Below are 18227 nucleotides of genomic sequence, written 5' to 3' on the forward strand. Positions count from 1 at the left end.
GGGTGCAGGAGTTCCATTTTCGACATAAACATCTCACGGCGGGTGAAGTGACTGCCAGCAAAATGCATCGCCTGCACCAGGTTAAACTCTTTTTTCCGGCGATTTGCCATATCACTCACGGCAGTAAGGTGATTGTTCAGGACGATAACCGCCTGGTGGCAACCCGGGGTGAGCTCATTATTATCCCTGCCAATACGGCAATGGAGATCATTAATCAGCCTGCAAACGGTCTGTTTCACTCAGATTTGCTGATGTTATCGCCGGAGATCGTTGCCGAGTTTAAAGCGCATTACCTGAAATCCTGGCCGCGCACGACGTTACATTCGCTCTGTGCTCCGCTGAGCGAAGGGCTGGCGTTTATGTGGGATAACCTGCTGCACGCCGTGCGTCAGGATTTACCGGAGGCGCTGCAAAAACATCAGGCCTTCGGTCTGTTGCTGGCCTTGCTGCATGACGGCGTGGCAGGTCCGCTGCTTATTGAGCGAAACAATAACCTGACCGAGCAGGTGCGACAGTTCATTATGCTGTCGCCCGCCAGAGCCTGGACCGCGCAGGACGTCGCCAGCCGCCTCGCATTAAGCGTACCGACGCTGCGCAGGCGGTTACGCGAGGAGTCACAAAGTTTTCGTCAGATTGTGGAGGAGGTGAGGATGGCCGTTGCGCTGTCACAGCTTCAGTCAACCCGATTACCGATCGGCGAAATCGCATTACAATGTGGGTATCTGTCCAGCTCTCGTTTTACCGCTCGTTTTCGGCAACACTACGGCTGTTTACCGAAAACGCTACGTTAAGGAGAAGAAGAATGTCTAAAGTCTGCACTATTGCCTGGGTTCACGGCGTTGTTCAGGGCGTGGGTTTCCGCTACAGCACCCAGCGCGAGGCCGTGCAGCTTGGGCTAACGGGATACGCGCGCAACATGGATGACGGCAGCGTTGAGGTGGTCGCCTGCGGCGAAGCGGAGCAGGTCGACAAGCTGGTGGCGTGGCTGAAGGCGGGCGGGCCGCGCAGCGCACGGGTTGATAGGGTCTTAACAGAACCGCATCAACCCGGGCGGGAATATATGAACTTCGGTATTCGCTACTAAATACACTTCACCGGTTTAGGCAGGCCAGCAATTTTGGTGGCCTGTTTTGCCGGGCCTTTCGGGAACAGACGATAGAGATAGCGGCTGTTGCCTTTTTCTTCGCCGAACTTATTGGCCATCGCCTTGACCAGCATGCGAATAGCCGGAGAGGTGTTGAATTCAAGGTAGAACTCGCGGACAAAACGCACCACTTCCCAGTGTTCGGGGGAGAGGGTGATACCTTCTTTCTCAGCAATCACTTCTGCCAGCGCTTCACTCCACTGGCCACTATCTTTCAGATAACCGTCGTTATCGGTCTCGATCTCTTTGCCTTCAAAACTCAACATAGTCATTCACGCGTCAGTCAAAAACCGCAGCAGTGTACCAAAAAACAAAGCCCCGCATAAGCGGGGCCAGGTTCACAGCGCTGTGGCTTAATCGCGGCTGGCGAAGCCCAGGATGCTCAACAGGCTGACGAAGATGTTATACAGCGACACGTACAGGCTCACGGTGGCGCGGATATAGTTCGTCTCACCGCCGCGAATGATGTTGCTGGTTTCAAACAGGATCGCGCCGGAAGAAATCAGAATAAACACGGCGCTGATCGCCAGGTGCAGGGCAGGCAGCTGCAGGAAGATGTTTGCCACCATGCCCACCAGCACTACCACAACACCCGCCATCAGCATACCGCCGAGGAAGGACATGTCCTTACGGGTGGTCAGCACGTAGGCCGAGCAGCAGAAGAACACCAGCGCGGTGCCGCCCAGGGCCATGCCGATAAGGTCGCCCATACCGGCAGACAGATACGCGTTCAGCATCGGTCCCAGGATGTAGCCCAGGAAGCCGGTGAAGGCAAACGCCGACAGAATACCGACCGGTTTGTCAGCGGTTTTGTAGGTCAGGAACATCAGGCCATACATGCCCACCAGGGTCAGAATCAGCCCCGGAGACGGCAGCATCAGCACGGTACTGGCGGTGGCGGTGATTGCCGAAAACGCCAGCGTCAGGCTGAGCATGAAATAGGTATTGCGCAGCACCTTGTGGGTGCTGAGTAGCGATGTACGGTCGCGTGAGGAAGTAATTATACGATCCATGAGTCACTCTCTTATGACAGATGTAATTAACGGAAAGAATAGGAAACGGGGCGCCAGTCTCAAAGTGGTTTTACCCATCTTTACTCAGCAGGTTAGCGCTGGAGCTGGTTGTTTCTTCTGAATAAATACATTTCACTAGTATGAACAGCGGTTTGACGCGATTAATCAGATCAACCTCTTATAGGTTACTGAAAATTATTGCGTTATTACCATAAGGCCGCTAAGAGTTATTTCCGGATCGTCACAAAAACAGACAATAAGGCGAAGGAAATGAAACCACAAACACGCACGCGCTTTACGCTCTCTTTACTTACCGCCGGGATCCTGTGCGCCAGCACGGCAACCTGGGCGGCTAACGTGCCGGCAGGAACGCAGCTGGCCGATAAGCAGGAACTGGTCAGGAACAACGGTAATGAGCCCGCTTCGCTCGACCCGCATAAAGTCGAAAGCGACGTCGAATTCAATATTATCAGTGATTTATTCGACGGGCTGGTCAGCGTTTCCCCGTCGGGTGAAGTTCAGCCCCGACTGGCGGAAAAATGGGAGAACAAGGACAACACCGTCTGGACGTTCCATCTGCGCCCGGGGATCACCTGGAGCGACGGCACTGCCATCACCGCGGAAGATGTGGTCTGGAGCTGGCAGCGTCTGGTTGATCCTAAAACCGCTTCACCATATGCCAGCTATCCTGGCAACATGCACATCGTAAATGGTGCGGATATCGCCCAGGGGAAAAAAGCGCCCGATACGCTGGGCGTGAAAGCCATTAACGACACCACGCTGGAAGTGACATTGACGCAGCCTAACGCGGCATTCCTCGCTATGCTGGCGCACCCGTCGCTGGTGCCGGTGGATAAAGTGCTGATTGGCCGCTTTGGTGACAAGTGGACCAAGCCTGAACATATCGTCACCAGTGGGGCCTATAAGCTATCCCAGTGGGTGGTCAACGAACGCATCGTGGCGGAGCGCAACCCGCGCTACTGGGATAATGACCATACCGTGATTAACAAGGTGACCTATCTGCCTATCACCTCCGAGGCCGCGGATGTGAACCGCTATAAAGCGGGCGAAATTGACATTGTCTACACGGTGCCGATCAACCAGTTTGCCCAGCTCAAGAAGACACTGGGCAGCCAGCTCGACGTTTCACCTCAGCTGGCGACCTATTACTACGAATTCAATACCACCCGTCCGCCGTTCAACGACGCCCGCGTGCGCAAGGCGCTGAACATGGCGCTCGATAAAGACATCATTGCCGGAAAAGTATTAGGGCAGGGTCAACGCCCGGCGTGGCTCATCAGCCAGCCGGATATCGGCGGCGTTAAGCTCCAGAACCCGGATTATGCCAGCTGGCCGCTGGACAAACGCATCGCTGAGGCGAAAAAGCTGCTGAATGAGGCCGGATATAACGCCAGCCATCCTCTGAGCTTTAACCTGCTCTATAACACCTCTGAATCGCACCAGCGCATCGCGATTGCGGCCAGCTCCATGTGGAAGAAAAACCTCGGCGTGGACGCGAAGCTGCAAAATCAGGAGTGGAAAACCATGCTGGATACCATGCACACCCACAACTTTGACGCGGTGCGGTACGCGTGGATTGCCGATTACGACGATGCGGCGACATTCCTGAACAACTTCCGCACCGGCGACAGCGAAAACACCAGCCAGTACAGCAATCCAGAATATGACCAGGCGCTGCTCAATGCCGCAAAAGCCAAAACAGCTGATGAGCGAGGTAAGTTCTACCAGCAGGCAGAAGACCTGCTGGGACGTGATGTGCCCGCCATCCCGGTGTATCACTACGTCCGCACGCATCTGGTGAAACCGTGGGTGGGCGGATTTACGCCGGATAAGCTGGGGTACTATTACACGAAAGACATGTACATCAAAAAACACTAAACCTGAGCGCGGGAGACGGTGCTGATAAAATCGTCGATGTGTCGTCAGTTCAACCGATTAAACACGTTTTGACTATTTTTACAGCGAACGATTGCCGTCACTCTTTACAGCACGCGGTGAGGTGTTTATAGTTCGCCTCACTCAGGAAGTGTGGCCGAGCGGTTGAAGGCACCGGTCTTGAAAACCGGCGACCCGAAAGGGTTCCAGAGTTCGAATCTCTGCGCTTCCGCCAGATATAAACCCCAGGTTACTCGTTAACCTGGGGTTTTTCTTTTGCCTTAACGCAGGTTCGTCCTTCACCAGATTCTTGCCATTCCTTCGCTTGCCGGGCGAACGAGCGTAAAACCAAATTTAGTATAAAGCTCAGGCACATCGGCCATTAAGCAAACGTACGCTCCTTTACAGGCGTGGTTATCCAGCCAGGCAACAAGCGTTTCCATAATGACTCTGCCCAGCCCTTTCCCCTGATGAAGCGGATCAACCGCGACGTCGACAATATCAAAATTCAACGCACCATCCCCCACGATGCGCCCCATACCGACCGGTTTTCCCTGAAATACTATATGCATACCATAGCAGCTGCCGGGCAGCGCTTTTCGGGCCGCCTCCAGCGGGCGAGGGCTAAGACCCGAAATTTCGCGCAGCCGGCAAAACGCTTCTGCAGTGGGGACGGTTTCAACTACGGTATAGTTATCAGGCATAAGAAGAGCTCCAGTCGGTGTTCAGTAAAGGGCTTCAGTCTGGCAGTAAAATTGACGAAAGACGATTTTACGGACCGATCCCGTTCACACTTTTAGCCTCCTGCTATTCCCCTGTAAAATACAGGCGTTATCATTCATCCCGTAAATACCTTTTCATCTCTCACCGAGGCTTTGATGCTGGAGAATGTTTTCATCAGATAATCAGCTTCCCGCCCCTTTCAGGACGGACTGGTTATCGCTGCGCTTAAACCTTACGCACGCACCTGCGGGTGTGGGCTCGTTTTTACGCATGATGATTACACAGGTTTTCCAGTATGAATTTATCCCGTCAGGAACAACGTACCTTGCACGTTCTCGCCAAAGGTGGACGTATTGTGCACGTCCGCGACAGTTCTGGCCGCGTCACGTCCGTTGAGTGCTATACCCGTGAAGGGCTGGTGCTGAGCGACTGCACGCTCAGCGTCTTTAAAAAACTCCGCACCAAAAAGCTGATCCGATCCGTGAACGGGCAGCCTTATCGGATCAACACCACCGGGCTGAACAACGTTCGCGCCCAGCTGGATAATCGTTAAGCGGAATAAACAACGCCACCCTCGGGTGGCGTTCATGCATTGAATGGAATATCGTGGCGGAATGTAGGCCGGGTAAGCGTAGCGCCACCCGGCAAGAAACGCGGCGTTATGAGCGGATAAAAGCCAGGATGTCCGCGTTGATGGTATCCGCATGGGTGGTATGCATCCCGTGCGGGAAGCCCGGATAAATTTTCAGCACGCTGTTCGCCAGCAGTTTGTCCTGCAGCAGGGCGGCATTCTTATACGGTACAACCTGATCGTCATCGCCCTGCAACACCAGAACGGGAACCGTGATGGTTTTCAAATCTTCCGTCTGGTCGGTCTCTGAAAACGCCTTAATCCCCTCATAGTGAGCCTTGGCGCTGCCGATCATTCCCTGACGCCACCAGTTTTGGATCGTACCCTGCGAAACCTCGGCGCCATCGCGGTTAAAACCGTAGAACGGACCGCTGGCCACGTCGAGATAAAACTGGGCGCGGTTAGCCGCCAGCGCTTTGCGGAAGCCGTCGAACACCTCGATGGGCGTTCCGCCGGGATTCGTCTCCGTTTTGACCATCAGAGGCGGAACGGAGCTGACGAGCACCGCTTTGGCGACGCGCCCCTGCGGTTGTCCATACCGCGCAACATAGCGGGCGACCTGGCCGCCGCCGGTGGAATGACCGACGTGCACGGCATTGTGCAGATCCAGGCTTTCAACCACGGCTGACGCATCGGCCGCATAATGATCCATATCGTGGCCTTCACTCACCTGATCCGAACGCCCATGACCACGACGATCGATAGCGATAACGCGATAGCCTTCTGCAAGGAAGAAGAGCATCTGGTTATCCCAGTCATCGGCACTTAGCGGCCAGCCGTGGTGGAAAACAATGGGCTGAGCCTCTTTTGGACCCCAGTCTTTATAGTAAATATTGACGCCGTCTTTCGTTGTTACGAATGCCATACCGCAGACTCCTCTGTTAAAGGCAAAACGTTCCCCGGCTGAGCGCACAGCGAATCAGTAATGCCTTAATTAAGTTGGCTTTTTTTTGTTTCCCGTACCGACAGTACCCCTAAAGTGTAGGTGAAATAGTAAAAGCAGGCGGTTTCATTTTTGTGAAAGGGAGCGTTTAGCGTTCAGGCGGAAGGGGGAACGAATAAAGGCTCTGGAGAGATCCTCCAGAGCCTTCAGGGCAGGATTAACAGCAGCGGCGTTTAGCGGTTTTCTTCGATATAGCGGGCCAGGTCCGCCGGAGTTTTCAGCACCGTCGCCACGTCAGTTGGCGGGATCATGCAGCCGTAAACGTCCTGCACTTCCAGCACCATATCGACCGCCAGGATGGAGTCGAGAATGTCGGATTCAATCAGTTCATCGTGAAAGCCCACCTTACGGGATAACACTTTTTCGAACAGGGCGAGAATTTCTTGTTCCATAATTTTTCCTGGGGTCATTAATTTGTGCGGGCGTAAGCGTCCAGCAGCTTGCGGTCAATTTTGCCGTTAGGATTGAGCGGCAAAGCGTCTTTTACGATAATTTGTGAAGGCACCATATAGTGCGGAACTACCTTCGACAGCGATGTTTTGATGGTATCCGGCGCCATATCCGTCACGCAGAACGCGGCAATGCGCAGCACGCTGCCGCAGGATTTCATCAGCGGCAGAACCACCGCTTCGTTGATGCCTGACATGGCCAGCAGGCGGTTTTCGATCTCGTTAATTTCAATACGGTAGCCGTTCAGTTTCACCTGGCTGTCGTTGCGGCCCTGGCAATAGATAAGCCCCGCCTCATAGCCCAGATCGCCGGTACGGTAGCCGCGAAACGCTTCATCTTCCCGATGGAGTAATTTCGCCGCGTTCTCCTGCGGCAGACCAAGGTAGCCGCGCATGACGTTTTTACCCCAGATAATCAGCTCGCCGTCGGCGGAAATTTCCATTCTGCTCTCAGGCATCATGACCCCCACCGGCAGCACGGCGCTGTCGCTGTTCAGGATCGCATCCGTGATTTCAACCACGGTCGTTGCGATGGTTGCTTCCGTAGGGCCATAGGAGTTGATGATTTTGGCCTGCGGGAAACGGCGGCGAAGCTGTTTAACCAGCGCTTTATTCAACACTTCACCAATGAAGATAAAGACGTTGAGTTCAGGCAAATAGTCGCTGTTAAACTGCGGGGAAAGCAGCTGCTGGTAGGCAAAAGAGGGGGTGGAAACCCAGGCTGAGACGGCGTTGCTTTTCAGTCGCTCAAGCCAGTTCTCTTTCTGAATGTCCTCTTTGGCGTTCAGCACGATGTGCCCGCCCATCGCCAGATTCGCCAGCAAAGGGATCAGGGAGAGGTCAAAACTGAACACCGCGTGGTTCATGAGCACCGGTTTTTCCGGCAGCGAAAAGTCCTGGCTGACCCATTTCATGAAGTGCCATACGCTTTCACGCCCAATCTGCACGCCTTTAGGTTTACCGGTGCTGCCGGAAGTAAACATGATGTAGGCCAGATCCTGCTCCTCCAGCACCTTGCCCGGTTCCCCGGTGGCGATGAACTGCCGGGTCGCGACGTCGTAATAGTAAGGGGCATTGGCCAGATGGCAGATCTCCCGGAGGCGCTCCTGCGGGTAGATGCAGTCCACCGGAATGTACGGAATGTTGTGCAGCAGGCAGCTATAAATCGCCACGGCGAACTCGGCCTGCTGGTGTCCGTACAAGACGACCGGCGTACCGGCAACAGGCTGGCAGCGATGATAGCGCTGCGCCCAGTCCGCCACGGCCGTGGAAAGCTGCAGCCAGCTTAAGGCTTCGTCGCTGCCGCTGATGGCCAACTGCTGCGGGGAGGCGGGATCGCATAATGCCGCACGCAAGAAATCCTGCAGTTCCTGAAGATCGGAGTGATTTTTCATAGAGGTGACATTCCACTAAAGATGTAAAGGGATCCCGCGGCGCTTCCCAGCGTCAGAATTCGCCCTAAAAACGCAACGGCCGGATACTGCAAGACCCGGTGCAATGCCGGGCTGCGCTTGGCTGACCACAGCAGCATGTTATGAGTGACGGAAATCGCGCCAAACAGCGCGCCGCTGATGACGTAATGGCGTTCCAGGCCATTCCATGCCCCCATGCAGAACAGGGTGCAAAAAATACCGATATTTTGCGCCAGCGTTTTGTTCTGACGGAAAAAGTTGAATTTCATCAGGTTCATGTAAACGGGCATAAAGACCACATCGCGCAGCCATTCAGACAAACTGATGTGGAAACGGCGCCAGAAGTCCTGGGGGTTTTTTGCCAGAAGCGGCATATTGAAGTTTGCCGGAATATTGAGCCCAAACAGGCGGCCCGCGCCGATGGCCATATTGCTATAGCCCGCAAAATCAAAGTAGAGGTAGGCGCTATAGGCAATCGACATCACCACCCCCACGGTCAGCGTAAACGGCTTATGGCTCCAGGGCTGCACGACAAGTGAATCAACCAGCATGGCAAACAGGAACTTCTGGACAATGCCGGTAATGATTTGCTCTAACGCGACCAAAAACTGTTCACGGTTAAGGGCAAACGCGGGCTTGCTAACGTCGCTCATCCATGTCCGCCAGCGGTACATGGGGCCGGCCAGGATGATAAAGGGCATAAACAGATAGCAGAAATAGTGCAGGAAATTCTGTCCCTCTTTTTTACTGCGATAGAGCAGCACGTCCACCGCGCGGAACGTCATAAAAGAGAGACCAATCATGCCCCAGTGGTTATTTAAGTGTAATTTCACCAGCAACAGCGGCAATAATGTCAGAACAACCGCCTGCCACGTTTTTAACCATCCCTTCTCTTTTAGCGTGGCGAAAACATAAAAGCTGAAAAAAACGGCGACGGGGACAATATAATCACCCTGAAATATATATCCCCATCCCAGAGCCGTCAGCACCGATAGCGCAGATAACCAGGTCAGACGATGGCGTAATACGCGATTGACCAGCGCAAACGCCAGGGCGGAGGAAAATAAATAGACAAAAAACATTCCTGAGCTATACATCATTCGGCCTCAGAACTTTTGATATTCAAAATGCAGCTGCATACTCATGCTGTCATCGACAGAGGTCCACGCGACGATGGTGATCGCCAGCAGGAGATAAAGGAAAAAAAGACGGATCGCGATTTTCATTATTTAAAGCTCTGTGCAATAAAGCGAATCATAGGAACCCAGGCCAGTTCGGAAGGGTGCAAACGATCCCAGTTCCAGCCATTTTGATAAGGCATGGCGTACATATCTAAATAAGGGATCTGGTTCTTTTCCAGAATGGTTTTAATTTGCTTATCAACCGGGCGGAAGGTATTGGTGTTGTAAAGCGCCCAGGGGTTAACCGGGTCGACGATAGCAATCACCTGCACGTGACGTTCTTTCAACAGCTGGACGGTTTTACTGAACGCGGCGATTTGCGCAGGCACGACCGGCGTGTCATCCCACTGTTGCGGCTTACCGTCCTGCTCGTAAATCGTTTTGTCCATCCACAGCGTGGCCGCGCTCTGCTGGCGTTTTTTATTTAACTCGCGCGCGTTCGCCAGCTCTTTATCCCAGTCGGGAGCAATGTGGGTGGTTGGCTGCTGCGGCCACGGCTGTACCGTCTGGGGCGTAACGTTGAGCAGCGCCAGCCAGTCGTTTTTAATCATGGTGCAGACGTTCGCAAACTGGAAGCTCAGCTCGTCCCAGATCAGATCGGGGTGCCAGCCAAAGACGCGCATTTGGCCAAAGGTTAAATGGCTTATTTCTTTACTATCAATATGCTTTAAATAATTGACTAATATTGGGCGCGCCTGCGGATCCTTCATCAAAGGATTAAAAATAGAACCCGGGAAATTATCGGCATAGATAGCGGGTGGTAGACCTTTAGAGTAAAAGCTGTCAGGTGCCAGAAGCAAAACAACTTTACTGTTTGCGTTAAGGCTATTTTTAAAACGTGAGAACAGCAAAAACTGCGTTTCGTCATCGACAAACGCATCGCCATACGCCACGACGGGTTTGTGTAATTGCTTATTAAAGTAATTATATACAGCGTAATGTTCATCTTCTGAGGTCGCAACCTCGGACGCACCGATGAAAAATATCGCATTCCCTTCTAAGGCATGAGAAATAGTGGCAATTTTTTCCGCTTGTTCTTTAGGCGTGCCCGCCATTGATTTAATCAGCGGATGGAAGGCGAGCGGCGGATCGAAGCTCGTCACCAGCGGGTGAATACAAAGGAACAAAATGGCCAGGGTTGCCATCAGGATATGTAAGCAAAGCGTATTTTTGATTTTCATCATCAACCCGTAACACTGCATGGCAGTAATGTCTAAAATCTGCGGGAATTCAGATTTATAACAATTACACAACAAATGACCTTCTATTTTTGAGGCATTCTATACCAGAGCGATTTAAAAGGATGAGCGTTGCTATGTTACGGTATGTACAAGGTCGTGGTGAGTGACGTGAGATCGCCGTGCGGGTGACTTTTTGCGCAGTCAAACGCCTGCGGGGAAAAATAGAAAAATTCCTGCTTTACAAGGCGCTAATAGATGTTTATAGTGCGCCTCACTTTGGAAGCGTGGCCGAGCGGTTGAAGGCACCGGTCTTGAAAACCGGCGACCCGAAAGGGTTCTAGAGTTCGAATCTCTACGCTTCCGCCAAATTCAAAAACCCTGCGATAGAAATATCGCAGGGTTTTTTGCTTTACAGGGCAATCACCAGCTCCCGGGAATGGCTCCGCGAACAACACAGCGCCACCTGCTGGTCCGTCGCGCTTTTTTCCGCCTCCGACTGCACGCTATCCCGGTGATCCACCACGCCGTCAATCACCGGCGTCAGGCAGGCTCCGCAGATCCCCATCTCGCATGACAGCGGCACGTCCACGCCGTTTGCCTGCAGCACCTGGGCGATGGTTTTGTCCGCAGGCACCGGCCAGCGCTCCCCGGAGGAGGCCAGCTTGACCGTGAAGATCTCCCCGGTTTCACCGCCTGCGGCGGGCACAACGGGCTGAAACGCCTCGCTGTGGATATGGGCGTCATCCCATCCCTTCGCCGTGGCGACCTCACGCACTTTTTCCATAAATCCTGCCGGTCCGCACGCCCAGGCTCGCAAACCCACCTCAGGCACGGGGATATGCTCTGCGAGCGCTGTGCGCGGGCTGGCGGTATGAATGATGCACTCACCGCACTGCGAGAGTTCGCGCGCAAACGCCGCGCTTTCGCGGTTCCTGACGTAATAGTGCAGCGTGAACGGCGTTCCGCCCGCCTTCAGCTGCAGGGCCATCGCATACAGCGGCGTAATGCCAATACCCGCCGCCAGCAGCAAAACCCGCTCTGCCTGCTGAAGCGGAAACAGGTTGCGCGGGGCGGATATCATCAGCTTCTGCCCGGGACGCAGCGTCTCGTGAACGTAGCGCGATCCGCCGCGCGACGCGGTTTCCCGCCCCACGCAGATCAGGTAGTTCTCGCCGCCACACGCTCCGGTCAAGGAATACTGGCGCACCACGCCGCAGGGCAGGTGAACATCAATGTGCGCGCCGGGCTGCCACGTCGGCAGTGCGCTCCCGTCTTCAGCCACCAGCCTGACGGCAAGGCTTTTGTCACCCTCGCGCCACAGCCCGTCAACAATTACGCTCAGCATATCGGCCTCCGTCATACCAGGAAAAACTCGCCAAAGCCCATCTTCTTAAGCCCCCGACGGTAGGCAATCGAGCTTTTATCCGCGGGGATATGCGCTTCCAGAGTCAGGTCCAGCGGCAGGCTTTCCGGGCGCTGGGTTTCCACCATCAGACGGTCCTCTTCAAAAATGCGCAGATTGAAGGCATGCACATCCTCCACCGGAATATGCAGGTCAAAATTGCGGGCGATAGGGGCGAACATGCGGGTCACGCGCGATGAGACCGGCGACGCGGCGTTCATAATGACCAGTCTCGATTCACCCGGAAAATGAATCGTCAGGGTGGCGGTGAACGGCAGATGCATTTCAAAATGGCGCAACCACTGGAACCCTTCCGGGGCCTGCACGGGTGAACTGGCGGGATAGTTGCTCACTGAGCTCCAGTAATCCGCCACGAAGCCAAACGGCGTCTCCTGCGGCTGATAGTGGGGCACCAGCGGGTTATTCGGGTCCGCAAAGGTATCGGTGTGGATCCAGGCAAAGTGCGCCACGTCCAGAAAACCTTCTACCTGACGTCCGGCAAAGCCGTTCACCTCAAACGCCGGGCAGTTAATCTGTTGAAATCCGTCGTCATCCCAGTGCGGCATGGTAGGCAGCGGCGCGGGGTTATCCGGATCAAACGCCAGGCAGGTCCAGATCAGCCCGAACCGCTCTTCCACGGCGTAGTTAATCAGGTTCAGCTTCGCCGGAACGGGCTGATCCGGGCTGGAGGGAATACGGTTGCAGCGCCCGTCCTCCCCAAAGCGTAAGCCATGATAGGGGCAGATAATCCCGTGCTCGTCATGAAAGCCGAGCGTCAGCGGCACGCCGCGGTGCGGGCAAACGTCACGGGCGACCACGACCTGGTCGTTAATGCGGTAAATCACCAGCTGCTCATCCAGTAGCGTCGCTTTGACCGGCGCCGGTCCGACGTCGCAGGTGCGCGCGACCGGATGCCAGCATTTCGCCAGGCGCAGCCAGTCCTCTGGCTCAAACGTACAGTGGGCGGGTGGAGTCGGTTCTCTTTTCATCATTATCCCTCTTACGTTCAGCCTAACGGGCCGCCCTGAATGGTCTCGCACAGACCGTTGATGATGCGCTCGCCGGTCTCCTCTCGAAGCTCCTGATACCAGGCCTGCGTCAACGCCATGTCTTTCCCGTGGGTGACGTCGCAGCGCTTGCGCGCCTTCAGCACCAGGTCGCGCACCCGGTCGCAGCGCAGCGCCTCGTACTGTCGCAGCGCCAGCGTGATATTGTGATTTTCACGCAGGCATTCCCCCAGCACCACGGCGTCCTCCATCGCCGCGCAGCCGCCCTGGCCGATATCCGGCGTGGTGCTGTGCCCGGCATCGCCCAGCAGCGCGACGTTGCCGCGCACCAGGCTGTCGAATGGCTCAATGTCGTGGATTTCAATGCGGTTGGTCGTTGCAGGATCCAGCGCCGCGATAAGCTTCTGCACCGGCGGCGCCCAGCCGCGGAAGTAGCCCGTGAGATCGGCGCGCAGGGTGGTGCGGTCCTCCTCCAGGCCTGCGGGCAGCGGCACGTCAAAAAAGAAGTAGAAACGACCGCCGGAGACGGGCATCAGCGACACGCGTTTGCCTTCGCCAACGAAGGTGGTCCACTGGTGCGCCGGGGCAATCTCTTCGTCAATCTTCACCAGCCCGTTCCAGTTAACGTACCCGGCGTAGCGGCGCTCCGGCGTATAGCCCAGCACGTACGGGCGAACCGCCGAGTGGCTGCCGTCGGCGGCAATCAGGAAATCGCCGGATGCCGTGGTGCCGTCGGTGAAGGTGACGCTCACGCCAGCGTCGTCTTCATGGACGCGTTCGACGCGCTTGCCGAACTGCACCTTGTCGCGCCCCCAGAAGTCCAGCATTTCGCGCTGAAGCTCAGCGCGCGAGACCGGGCAGGGACGCCCGCCGGTACGCTCAACCAGCGGGGCAAGGCTAAAGCGGGTCAGGGTATCGCCGCGCCGGTAATCCTTATAGGCCATAAAACGCATCGGCCCGCCGTAGGTCTCGATGATGTCGCCCATGCCGAGGTGCTGCATGCATTTCACGCCGTTCGGCCAGATGGAGATGGCCGCCCCGACGGGCCTGATCTCCTTTACGGCTTCGAACACGGTACAGTCGATGCCCGCTTTCTTCAGCGCGACGGCGGCGCTCAGGCCGCCAATACCCGCACCAATAACGATTGCTCTCATGCTTCTCTCCTTTTGCAGGGTGTAAAGACATTCAGCAATTTGCGTACCAGGCTGCAGAGTGGCGAAAACGGCGTTGTGAGGGCGACCTTTGCACTGCTAAGGTGCGCAAACGCGGTGAGCGTGCCTTTTTATGAATCAAAAATTTCCTGGTCAGCTATCGGGAATCGACTGTTTCACGTTTGTCTCAAGAGTGGCGTGGTTTGTGCAATAAGCGGAGAAGGATAATCAAGGAGAACCTATGATCGCACTGCACGACTTTAATCAGCTTCCTGAGAAAGACGCTTTTACGCTGCTTCAGCCCTGCGTGGCGATACCCGGCTGGGCCGACGCGCTGGTGAGTGGGCGGCCTTATTCGAGCCGGGAAGCCTTGTTCATTGCGGCGCAGGCACTGACGCAACGCTGGGATGAGGCGGCCTTAACGCAAGCCCTGAGCGCCCATCCGCGCATCGGGGAAAAGCCCGCGGGTTCAGCGGCGGAGGCGGCGCTATCGCGCCGGGAGCAGGGGGCGGTGAACGATAGCGATGCCGAGCTGGCCCAGGCGCTGCGCGAAGGCAATGCTCGCTACGAGGCCCGCTTCGGGCGCGTCTTTCTGATCCGCGCGAAGGGCCGCAGCGGTGAGGACATTTTACAAGCGCTGCACGCGCGGCTGGAGAACAGCGACGCGCAGGAAGTCCGTGCCGCGCTGGAACAGCTGCGGGAAATTACGCTGCTGCGGCTGGAAGGAGTCATTAGCGAATGAGCACACTCAGCACCCACATTCTCGATATTTCGACGGGCAAACCCGCAGAGGGCGTAACGGTTCATCTGCAACAGGACGGAAAGACGCTGGCGACGGGCGTGACCAACGCCCAGGGGCGCATCGCCGCGTTCGTTCCCTCTCTGCCCGCGGGCCGCTATCGGCTGGTGGCGGAGATCGGCGCGTGGTTTAGCAATACCGGCCGGGAGACAATCTACCCCTGCGCGCAAATTGATTTTGTGACGGGAGAAACGGCAGACGAGCATTTCCATCTGCCGTTTGTGATTGCCCCCGGCGGGTGGTCAACCTACCGGGGCAGTTGACCACACCCGCTCGCCGTTGACCCAGGTCTCGCTGATGTTGCGCTCGTCGCCGAGGGTCATCAGCACAAAGAGCTGCTCGTAGATATCCTGGCAGCGGCGATTGCGCAGGCGCTGCAGCGGCGTCACGTTGGGGTCGATAACCACGAAATCCGCCTCTTTGCCTGCCGCGAAGTTGCCAATCTTATCGTCCAGCCGGAGGGCGTGCGCGCCGCCCAGCGTGGCGTGGTAAAAGGCCTCGCTGGCGCGCAGGCGGTAGCTCTGAAGCTGGCCCACCTTGTAGGCCTCCCCCAGCGTGCGCAGCATGCTGAAGGTCGTGCCCGCCCCGACGTCGGTGCCGATGCCCATCCGCACCCTGTGTTGCCAGCAGGCGGGCAGGCGAAACAGCCCGCTGCCGAGAAACAGGTTAGAGGTGGGACAAAACGCCACCGCCGAGCCGGTGTCATGCAGGCACTGCCACTCGCTGTGGTGCAGATGGATCGCGTGGGCAAACACGCTGCGCTCGCCGGTCAGGCCGTAGTGGTGATACACGTCCAGATAGCGCTCGTGCTCCGGCCAGAGATCGCTCACCCAGGCCACTTCGTTGGGGTTTTCGCTCAGGTGGGTCTGCAGCCAGGTGTCCGGAAACTCCTCTCTGAGCAGGCTGACCGCGGCAAGCAGCTCGGGGGATGAGGTCGGGGCAAAGCGCGGCGTAATCGCGTAGCCCAGCCGTCCACGGTGATGCCAGCGCTGGATCAGCGCCCGCGTCTGCCGGTAGCTCTGCTTCGCGTCTTCGCTCAGGTAGTCCGGCGCGTGTCTGTCCATCATCACCTTACCAGCGATAAGGCGCATGTTCAGGCGTAGAGCCTCGGTAAACAGCGCCTCGACCGATTCCGGATGCAGCGTGCAAAACACCAGCGCGGTGGTGGTGCCGTTGCTCACCAGCTGGTTAATGAAAAATTCGGCGATCTCTTTCGCGTAGGCCTCATCGGCAAACTGGCTCTCCACCGGGAAGGTGTAGGTGGTCAGCCATTCCAGCAGCTGTTCACCAAAGGCGCCGATCATCTCCGTTTGCGGATAATGAACGTGGGTGTCGACAAAACCGGGCAGCAGCAGCCTGCCGCGCAGGTCGGTATAGCCTTTGTGCGGGTCAAGATACTGCTCGCCCTCCTGCCACGGCATCTGTGCCAGAATTTTTCCGTTCTGGATAAACAGCAGGCCGTCCTCAAGGTAGCGCGCGTGTTGTGCAATAGCGTCTGCACTGTCGCAGACCCGGGCAATATCAAAAAATGCACCGCGTATCGCAGTCTGGTATTCCATCATGGTTCCTGCCTTCGTGTGTGCGTAGCGGGGGTGAAAAGGCTCAGCAAGAACGGTGCCAGAATGAACGGGCCGCAGATATGCTGCGGCCGGAGGGAAGGGGTTACTCTTTTTGCGTCGCCACGCGGGAGCCAAACGACGTCGCACCTGCCGTCTCGCGCTCTTCCCGCGCCAGCCAGCGGTAGGTGACGCCGCCGAGGAAGACGCCAATAAACCAGCTGAAGTTTGCCACCTCATGCAGGGCCGGGATAAAGCTAATGACCAGGCCCACGGCAACGGACGGGATCAGCGCCCCAATGGCTTTCGGGTTAAAGCCGTTGCGGTACCAGTATTTGCCCTTTGGCGTGTCGTCGAACAGATCGTCAACCGACACCTTGCCGCGTTTAATCAGGTAGAAGTCGGCAATCAGAATGCCGAACAGCGGGCCGATAAACGCCCCGAGCACGTCCAGGGTGTAGTGGATAAGCTCCGGCGAGTTGAACAGGTTCCACGGGGTGAGCAGGATCGAGCCGACGGCGGCAATCATCCCCCCGGTGCGGAAGCTGATTTTCTGCGGCGAGCAGTTAGAGAAATCAAACGCCGGGGAGACGAAGTTTGCCACGATATTGATCCCGATGGTGGCGGTGATCATCGTCAGCAGGCCAATCGCCACGGCCAGATCGTTGCCCACGCGGCTGACGGTCTCAATCGGGTCGGTGATCATGCGGCCAAACAGCGACTGGGTGCCGGAGACTATCACCACGGTCACGATGGAGAACAGCAGGAAGTTAAACGGTAGCCCCCAGCGGTTGCCGCGGCGGATCTCGCCCATGCTTTTGCCGTAGCGGGAGAAATCGCCAAAGTTGAGCAGCGGGCCGGAGAAGTAGGAGACTACCAGCGCGGTCGCGGTGATCATCTGCCAGGTCTGCTCGCCCGCGCTCAGGGATTTGCTGGCAAGAGTGAAGGAAATGCCGTCAAAACCGGTCTTGTATACAATCCAGCCGGCGAGGGCCAGCATCACCACGTAAACCGCCGGACCGGCGATATCAATAAAGCGCTTGATGGCGCTCATGCCGTGCCAGAAGACCATCGCCTGCAGAACCCACATAATGGCGAAGCAGATCCAGCCCAGATGCGACAGGCCCAGGAACGCGCCGGTGGTGAGTGAAGAGAGCGACGGCCAAAACTTCAGCGCCACCAGCATCAGCGCGTTGGCGGCCAGGTAGGTCTGAATGCCGTACCACGCGAAGGCGATCAGCCCGCGGATCACCGCCGGAATATTGGCCCCGAACACGCCAAACGCCTGACGGCTGATCACCGCGTAGGGCACGCCCGCCATCTGGCTCGGTTTGGCCACCAGGTTGGCGCACAGCTGCACGATGCAAATCCCCACCAGCAGGCAGAGCAGCACCTGCCAGCTTGCCAGCCCGAGCGTAAAGAAGCTCGCGGCGACAACATAACCCCCCATGCTGTGAACGTCCGACATCCAGAACGAAAAGATGTTGTACCAGCTCCAGTTCTGGTCACGCGTCGGTGCCAGATCCTCATTGCAAAGACGTGGGCTGTAAACCGCACCGGAATCAGCGGCCGTACCTTGCTGTGCGTTTTGACTGTTTGGCATGAAACCTGCTCCTGTGAATGAAAACCCGTTGAGTGGGAGTGCAAACGGTGTTGCAGGATCCAGGCCAAAATAATAAATCTTGTATGCAATATTTTATTTTTATGTATACGATTCGATAACGGAAAGTAAAATTCGG

19 protein-coding genes and 2 tRNA genes are annotated in these 18227 nt (G+C 56.4%); 8 read left to right on the forward strand and 13 right to left on the reverse strand.

The window, feature by feature from the left end; all coding sequences use genetic code 11:
- The first annotated feature begins 2 nt into the window (after window positions 1-2).
- Together V1587_RS10155 and yccX are read left to right on the forward strand one after the other, a co-directional pair.
- Complete coding sequence (locus V1587_RS10155) at window positions 3-791, forward strand: helix-turn-helix transcriptional regulator (protein WP_371898378.1); 789 nt, start codon at window positions 3-5, stop codon at window positions 789-791.
- An 11-nt stretch (window positions 792-802) separates the two neighbouring features.
- A complete protein-coding gene (yccX, locus tag V1587_RS10160) occupies window positions 803-1084 on the forward strand; it encodes an acylphosphatase (RefSeq protein WP_371898377.1) in 282 nt (93 codons plus the stop codon).
- On the opposite strand, the gene tusE is transcribed toward yccX, so the two are convergent.
- Entirely contained in the window at window positions 1081-1410 is a 330-nt protein-coding gene (tusE, locus tag V1587_RS10165; RefSeq protein WP_371898547.1) for a sulfurtransferase TusE, read from the reverse strand. The genes yccX and tusE overlap by 4 nt on opposite strands.
- A gap of 87 nt (window positions 1411-1497) precedes the next feature.
- Window positions 1498-2157 carry an FtsH protease modulator YccA gene (gene yccA / locus V1587_RS10170; RefSeq protein ID WP_023335168.1) on the reverse strand — a complete coding sequence of 220 codons (660 nt, stop codon included), beginning with the start codon at window positions 2155-2157 and terminating at the stop codon, window positions 1498-1500.
- 270 nt (window positions 2158-2427) lie between these two features.
- Between yccA and V1587_RS10175 the strand changes: the two genes are divergently transcribed.
- Window positions 2428-4056: an ABC transporter substrate-binding protein gene (locus V1587_RS10175; RefSeq protein ID WP_371898376.1), complete on the forward strand. Its 1629-nt coding sequence runs from the start codon at window positions 2428-2430 to the stop codon at window positions 4054-4056.
- Window positions 4057-4200: 144 nt separating this feature from the next.
- Window positions 4201-4288: transfer RNA gene (locus V1587_RS10180), tRNA-Ser, on the forward strand.
- Between the two features lie 64 nt (window positions 4289-4352).
- Here the strand turns inward: V1587_RS10180 and V1587_RS10185 are convergent.
- Complete coding sequence (locus tag V1587_RS10185) at window positions 4353-4757, reverse strand: GNAT family N-acetyltransferase (protein ID WP_048027271.1); 405 nt, start codon at window positions 4755-4757, stop codon at window positions 4353-4355.
- Between the two features lie 314 nt (window positions 4758-5071).
- Between V1587_RS10185 and V1587_RS10190 the strand changes: the two genes are divergently transcribed.
- Entirely contained in the window at window positions 5072-5329 is a 258-nt protein-coding gene (locus V1587_RS10190; RefSeq protein ID WP_021240841.1) for a YjhX family toxin, read from the forward strand.
- Between the two features lie 106 nt (window positions 5330-5435).
- On the opposite strand, the gene V1587_RS10195 is transcribed toward V1587_RS10190, so the two are convergent.
- From V1587_RS10195 to V1587_RS10215, 5 genes are all read right to left on the reverse strand, one after another.
- On the reverse strand, window positions 5436-6272 hold the full coding sequence (locus V1587_RS10195) for an alpha/beta fold hydrolase (protein ID WP_371898375.1): 837 nt from the start codon (window positions 6270-6272) through the stop codon (window positions 5436-5438).
- 251 nt (window positions 6273-6523) lie between these two features.
- Window positions 6524-6742, reverse strand: a complete 219-nt coding sequence (locus tag V1587_RS10200) for an acyl carrier protein (RefSeq protein ID WP_008499867.1) — start codon at window positions 6740-6742, stop codon at window positions 6524-6526.
- A gap of 17 nt (window positions 6743-6759) precedes the next feature.
- The gene (locus V1587_RS10205) at window positions 6760-8193 is read right to left on the reverse strand and encodes an AMP-binding protein (protein WP_371898374.1); all 1434 of its coding nucleotides are present in this window, start codon (window positions 8191-8193) and stop codon (window positions 6760-6762) included.
- Window positions 8190-9308, reverse strand: coding sequence for an MBOAT family O-acyltransferase (locus tag V1587_RS10210; protein WP_371898546.1), 1119 nt, complete (start codon window positions 9306-9308; stop codon window positions 8190-8192). The genes V1587_RS10205 and V1587_RS10210 overlap by 4 nt, the downstream gene beginning before the upstream one ends.
- A gap of 128 nt (window positions 9309-9436) precedes the next feature.
- Window positions 9437-10573 carry a D-alanyl-lipoteichoic acid biosynthesis protein DltD gene (locus tag V1587_RS10215; RefSeq protein WP_371898545.1) on the reverse strand — a complete coding sequence of 379 codons (1137 nt, stop codon included), beginning with the start codon at window positions 10571-10573 and terminating at the stop codon, window positions 9437-9439.
- A 278-nt stretch (window positions 10574-10851) separates the two neighbouring features.
- On the opposite strand from V1587_RS10215, the gene V1587_RS10220 reads away from it, so the two are divergent.
- Window positions 10852-10939 (forward strand) — tRNA-Ser (locus V1587_RS10220).
- Window positions 10940-10982: 43 nt separating this feature from the next.
- On the opposite strand, the gene V1587_RS10225 is transcribed toward V1587_RS10220, so the two are convergent.
- Genes V1587_RS10225 through hpxO form a run of 3 tightly spaced genes read right to left on the reverse strand, consistent with a single transcriptional unit; the run spans window position 10983 to window position 14136 of the window.
- On the reverse strand, window positions 10983-11918 hold the full coding sequence (locus V1587_RS10225) for a 2Fe-2S iron-sulfur cluster-binding protein (RefSeq protein ID WP_371898373.1): 936 nt from the start codon (window positions 11916-11918) through the stop codon (window positions 10983-10985).
- 11 nt (window positions 11919-11929) lie between these two features.
- Complete coding sequence (hpxD, locus tag V1587_RS10230) at window positions 11930-12967, reverse strand: molybdenum cofactor-independent xanthine hydroxylase subunit HpxD (RefSeq protein ID WP_371898372.1); 1038 nt, start codon at window positions 12965-12967, stop codon at window positions 11930-11932.
- Window positions 12968-12981: 14 nt separating this feature from the next.
- Window positions 12982-14136 carry an FAD-dependent urate hydroxylase HpxO gene (hpxO, locus tag V1587_RS10235; RefSeq protein ID WP_371898371.1) on the reverse strand — a complete coding sequence of 385 codons (1155 nt, stop codon included), beginning with the start codon at window positions 14134-14136 and terminating at the stop codon, window positions 12982-12984.
- A 238-nt stretch (window positions 14137-14374) separates the two neighbouring features.
- Here hpxO and uraD point away from each other — a divergent pair, with 238 nt between their 5' ends.
- Both uraD and uraH read left to right on the forward strand, forming a co-directional pair.
- Complete coding sequence (gene uraD, locus V1587_RS10240; RefSeq protein WP_371898370.1) at window positions 14375-14875, forward strand: 2-oxo-4-hydroxy-4-carboxy-5-ureidoimidazoline decarboxylase; 501 nt, start codon at window positions 14375-14377, stop codon at window positions 14873-14875.
- Entirely contained in the window at window positions 14872-15195 is a 324-nt protein-coding gene (gene uraH / locus V1587_RS10245; RefSeq protein ID WP_371898369.1) for a hydroxyisourate hydrolase, read from the forward strand. The genes uraD and uraH overlap by 4 nt, the downstream gene beginning before the upstream one ends.
- On the opposite strand, the gene guaD is transcribed toward uraH, so the two are convergent.
- Window positions 15175-16494: a guanine deaminase gene (gene guaD, locus V1587_RS10250; RefSeq protein WP_371898368.1), complete on the reverse strand. Its 1320-nt coding sequence runs from the start codon at window positions 16492-16494 to the stop codon at window positions 15175-15177. The two genes, uraH and guaD, sit on opposite strands and share 21 nt — an antisense overlap.
- Window positions 16495-16594: 100 nt before the next feature.
- A complete protein-coding gene (locus V1587_RS10255; RefSeq protein ID WP_008499855.1) occupies window positions 16595-18091 on the reverse strand; it encodes an NCS1 family nucleobase:cation symporter-1 in 1497 nt (498 codons plus the stop codon).
- Window positions 18092-18227 lie beyond the last annotated feature (136 nt).

It is taken from the genome of Enterobacter sp. ECC-249, from assembly GCF_043965265.1.
In the GTDB taxonomy this organism is placed as follows: domain Bacteria; phylum Pseudomonadota; class Gammaproteobacteria; order Enterobacterales; family Enterobacteriaceae; genus Enterobacter; species Enterobacter quasiroggenkampii.

What these genes read in the sequence shown, in the direction of transcription:
- yccX (WP_371898377.1), top strand. Translation starts at nt 803, where the DNA reads ATGTCTAAAGTCTGCACTATTGCCTGGGTTCACGGCGTTGTTCAGGGC.
- tusE (WP_371898547.1), bottom strand. Translation starts at nt 1,410, where the DNA reads ATGTTGAGTTTTGAAGGCAAAGAGATCGAGACCGATAACGACGGTTAT.
- yccA (WP_023335168.1), bottom strand. Translation starts at nt 2,157, where the DNA reads ATGGATCGTATAATTACTTCCTCACGCGACCGTACATCGCTACTCAGC.
- V1587_RS10175 (WP_371898376.1), top strand. Translation starts at nt 2,428, where the DNA reads ATGAAACCACAAACACGCACGCGCTTTACGCTCTCTTTACTTACCGCC.
- V1587_RS10185 (WP_048027271.1), bottom strand. Translation starts at nt 4,757, where the DNA reads ATGCCTGATAACTATACCGTAGTTGAAACCGTCCCCACTGCAGAAGCG.
- V1587_RS10190 (WP_021240841.1), top strand. Translation starts at nt 5,072, where the DNA reads ATGAATTTATCCCGTCAGGAACAACGTACCTTGCACGTTCTCGCCAAA.
- V1587_RS10195 (WP_371898375.1), bottom strand. Translation starts at nt 6,272, where the DNA reads ATGGCATTCGTAACAACGAAAGACGGCGTCAATATTTACTATAAAGAC.
- V1587_RS10200 (WP_008499867.1), bottom strand. Translation starts at nt 6,742, where the DNA reads ATGGAACAAGAAATTCTCGCCCTGTTCGAAAAAGTGTTATCCCGTAAG.
- V1587_RS10205 (WP_371898374.1), bottom strand. Translation starts at nt 8,193, where the DNA reads ATGAAAAATCACTCCGATCTTCAGGAACTGCAGGATTTCTTGCGTGCG.
- V1587_RS10210 (WP_371898546.1), bottom strand. Translation starts at nt 9,308, where the DNA reads ATGTATAGCTCAGGAATGTTTTTTGTCTATTTATTTTCCTCCGCCCTG.
- V1587_RS10215 (WP_371898545.1), bottom strand. Translation starts at nt 10,573, where the DNA reads ATGAAAATCAAAAATACGCTTTGCTTACATATCCTGATGGCAACCCTG.
- V1587_RS10225 (WP_371898373.1), bottom strand. Translation starts at nt 11,918, where the DNA reads ATGCTGAGCGTAATTGTTGACGGGCTGTGGCGCGAGGGTGACAAAAGC.
- hpxD (WP_371898372.1), bottom strand. Translation starts at nt 12,967, where the DNA reads ATGATGAAAAGAGAACCGACTCCACCCGCCCACTGTACGTTTGAGCCA.
- hpxO (WP_371898371.1), bottom strand. Translation starts at nt 14,136, where the DNA reads ATGAGAGCAATCGTTATTGGTGCGGGTATTGGCGGCCTGAGCGCCGCC.
- uraD (WP_371898370.1), top strand. Translation starts at nt 14,375, where the DNA reads ATGATCGCACTGCACGACTTTAATCAGCTTCCTGAGAAAGACGCTTTT.
- uraH (WP_371898369.1), top strand. Translation starts at nt 14,872, where the DNA reads ATGAGCACACTCAGCACCCACATTCTCGATATTTCGACGGGCAAACCC.
- guaD (WP_371898368.1), bottom strand. Translation starts at nt 16,494, where the DNA reads ATGATGGAATACCAGACTGCGATACGCGGTGCATTTTTTGATATTGCC.
- V1587_RS10255 (WP_008499855.1), bottom strand. Translation starts at nt 18,091, where the DNA reads ATGCCAAACAGTCAAAACGCACAGCAAGGTACGGCCGCTGATTCCGGT.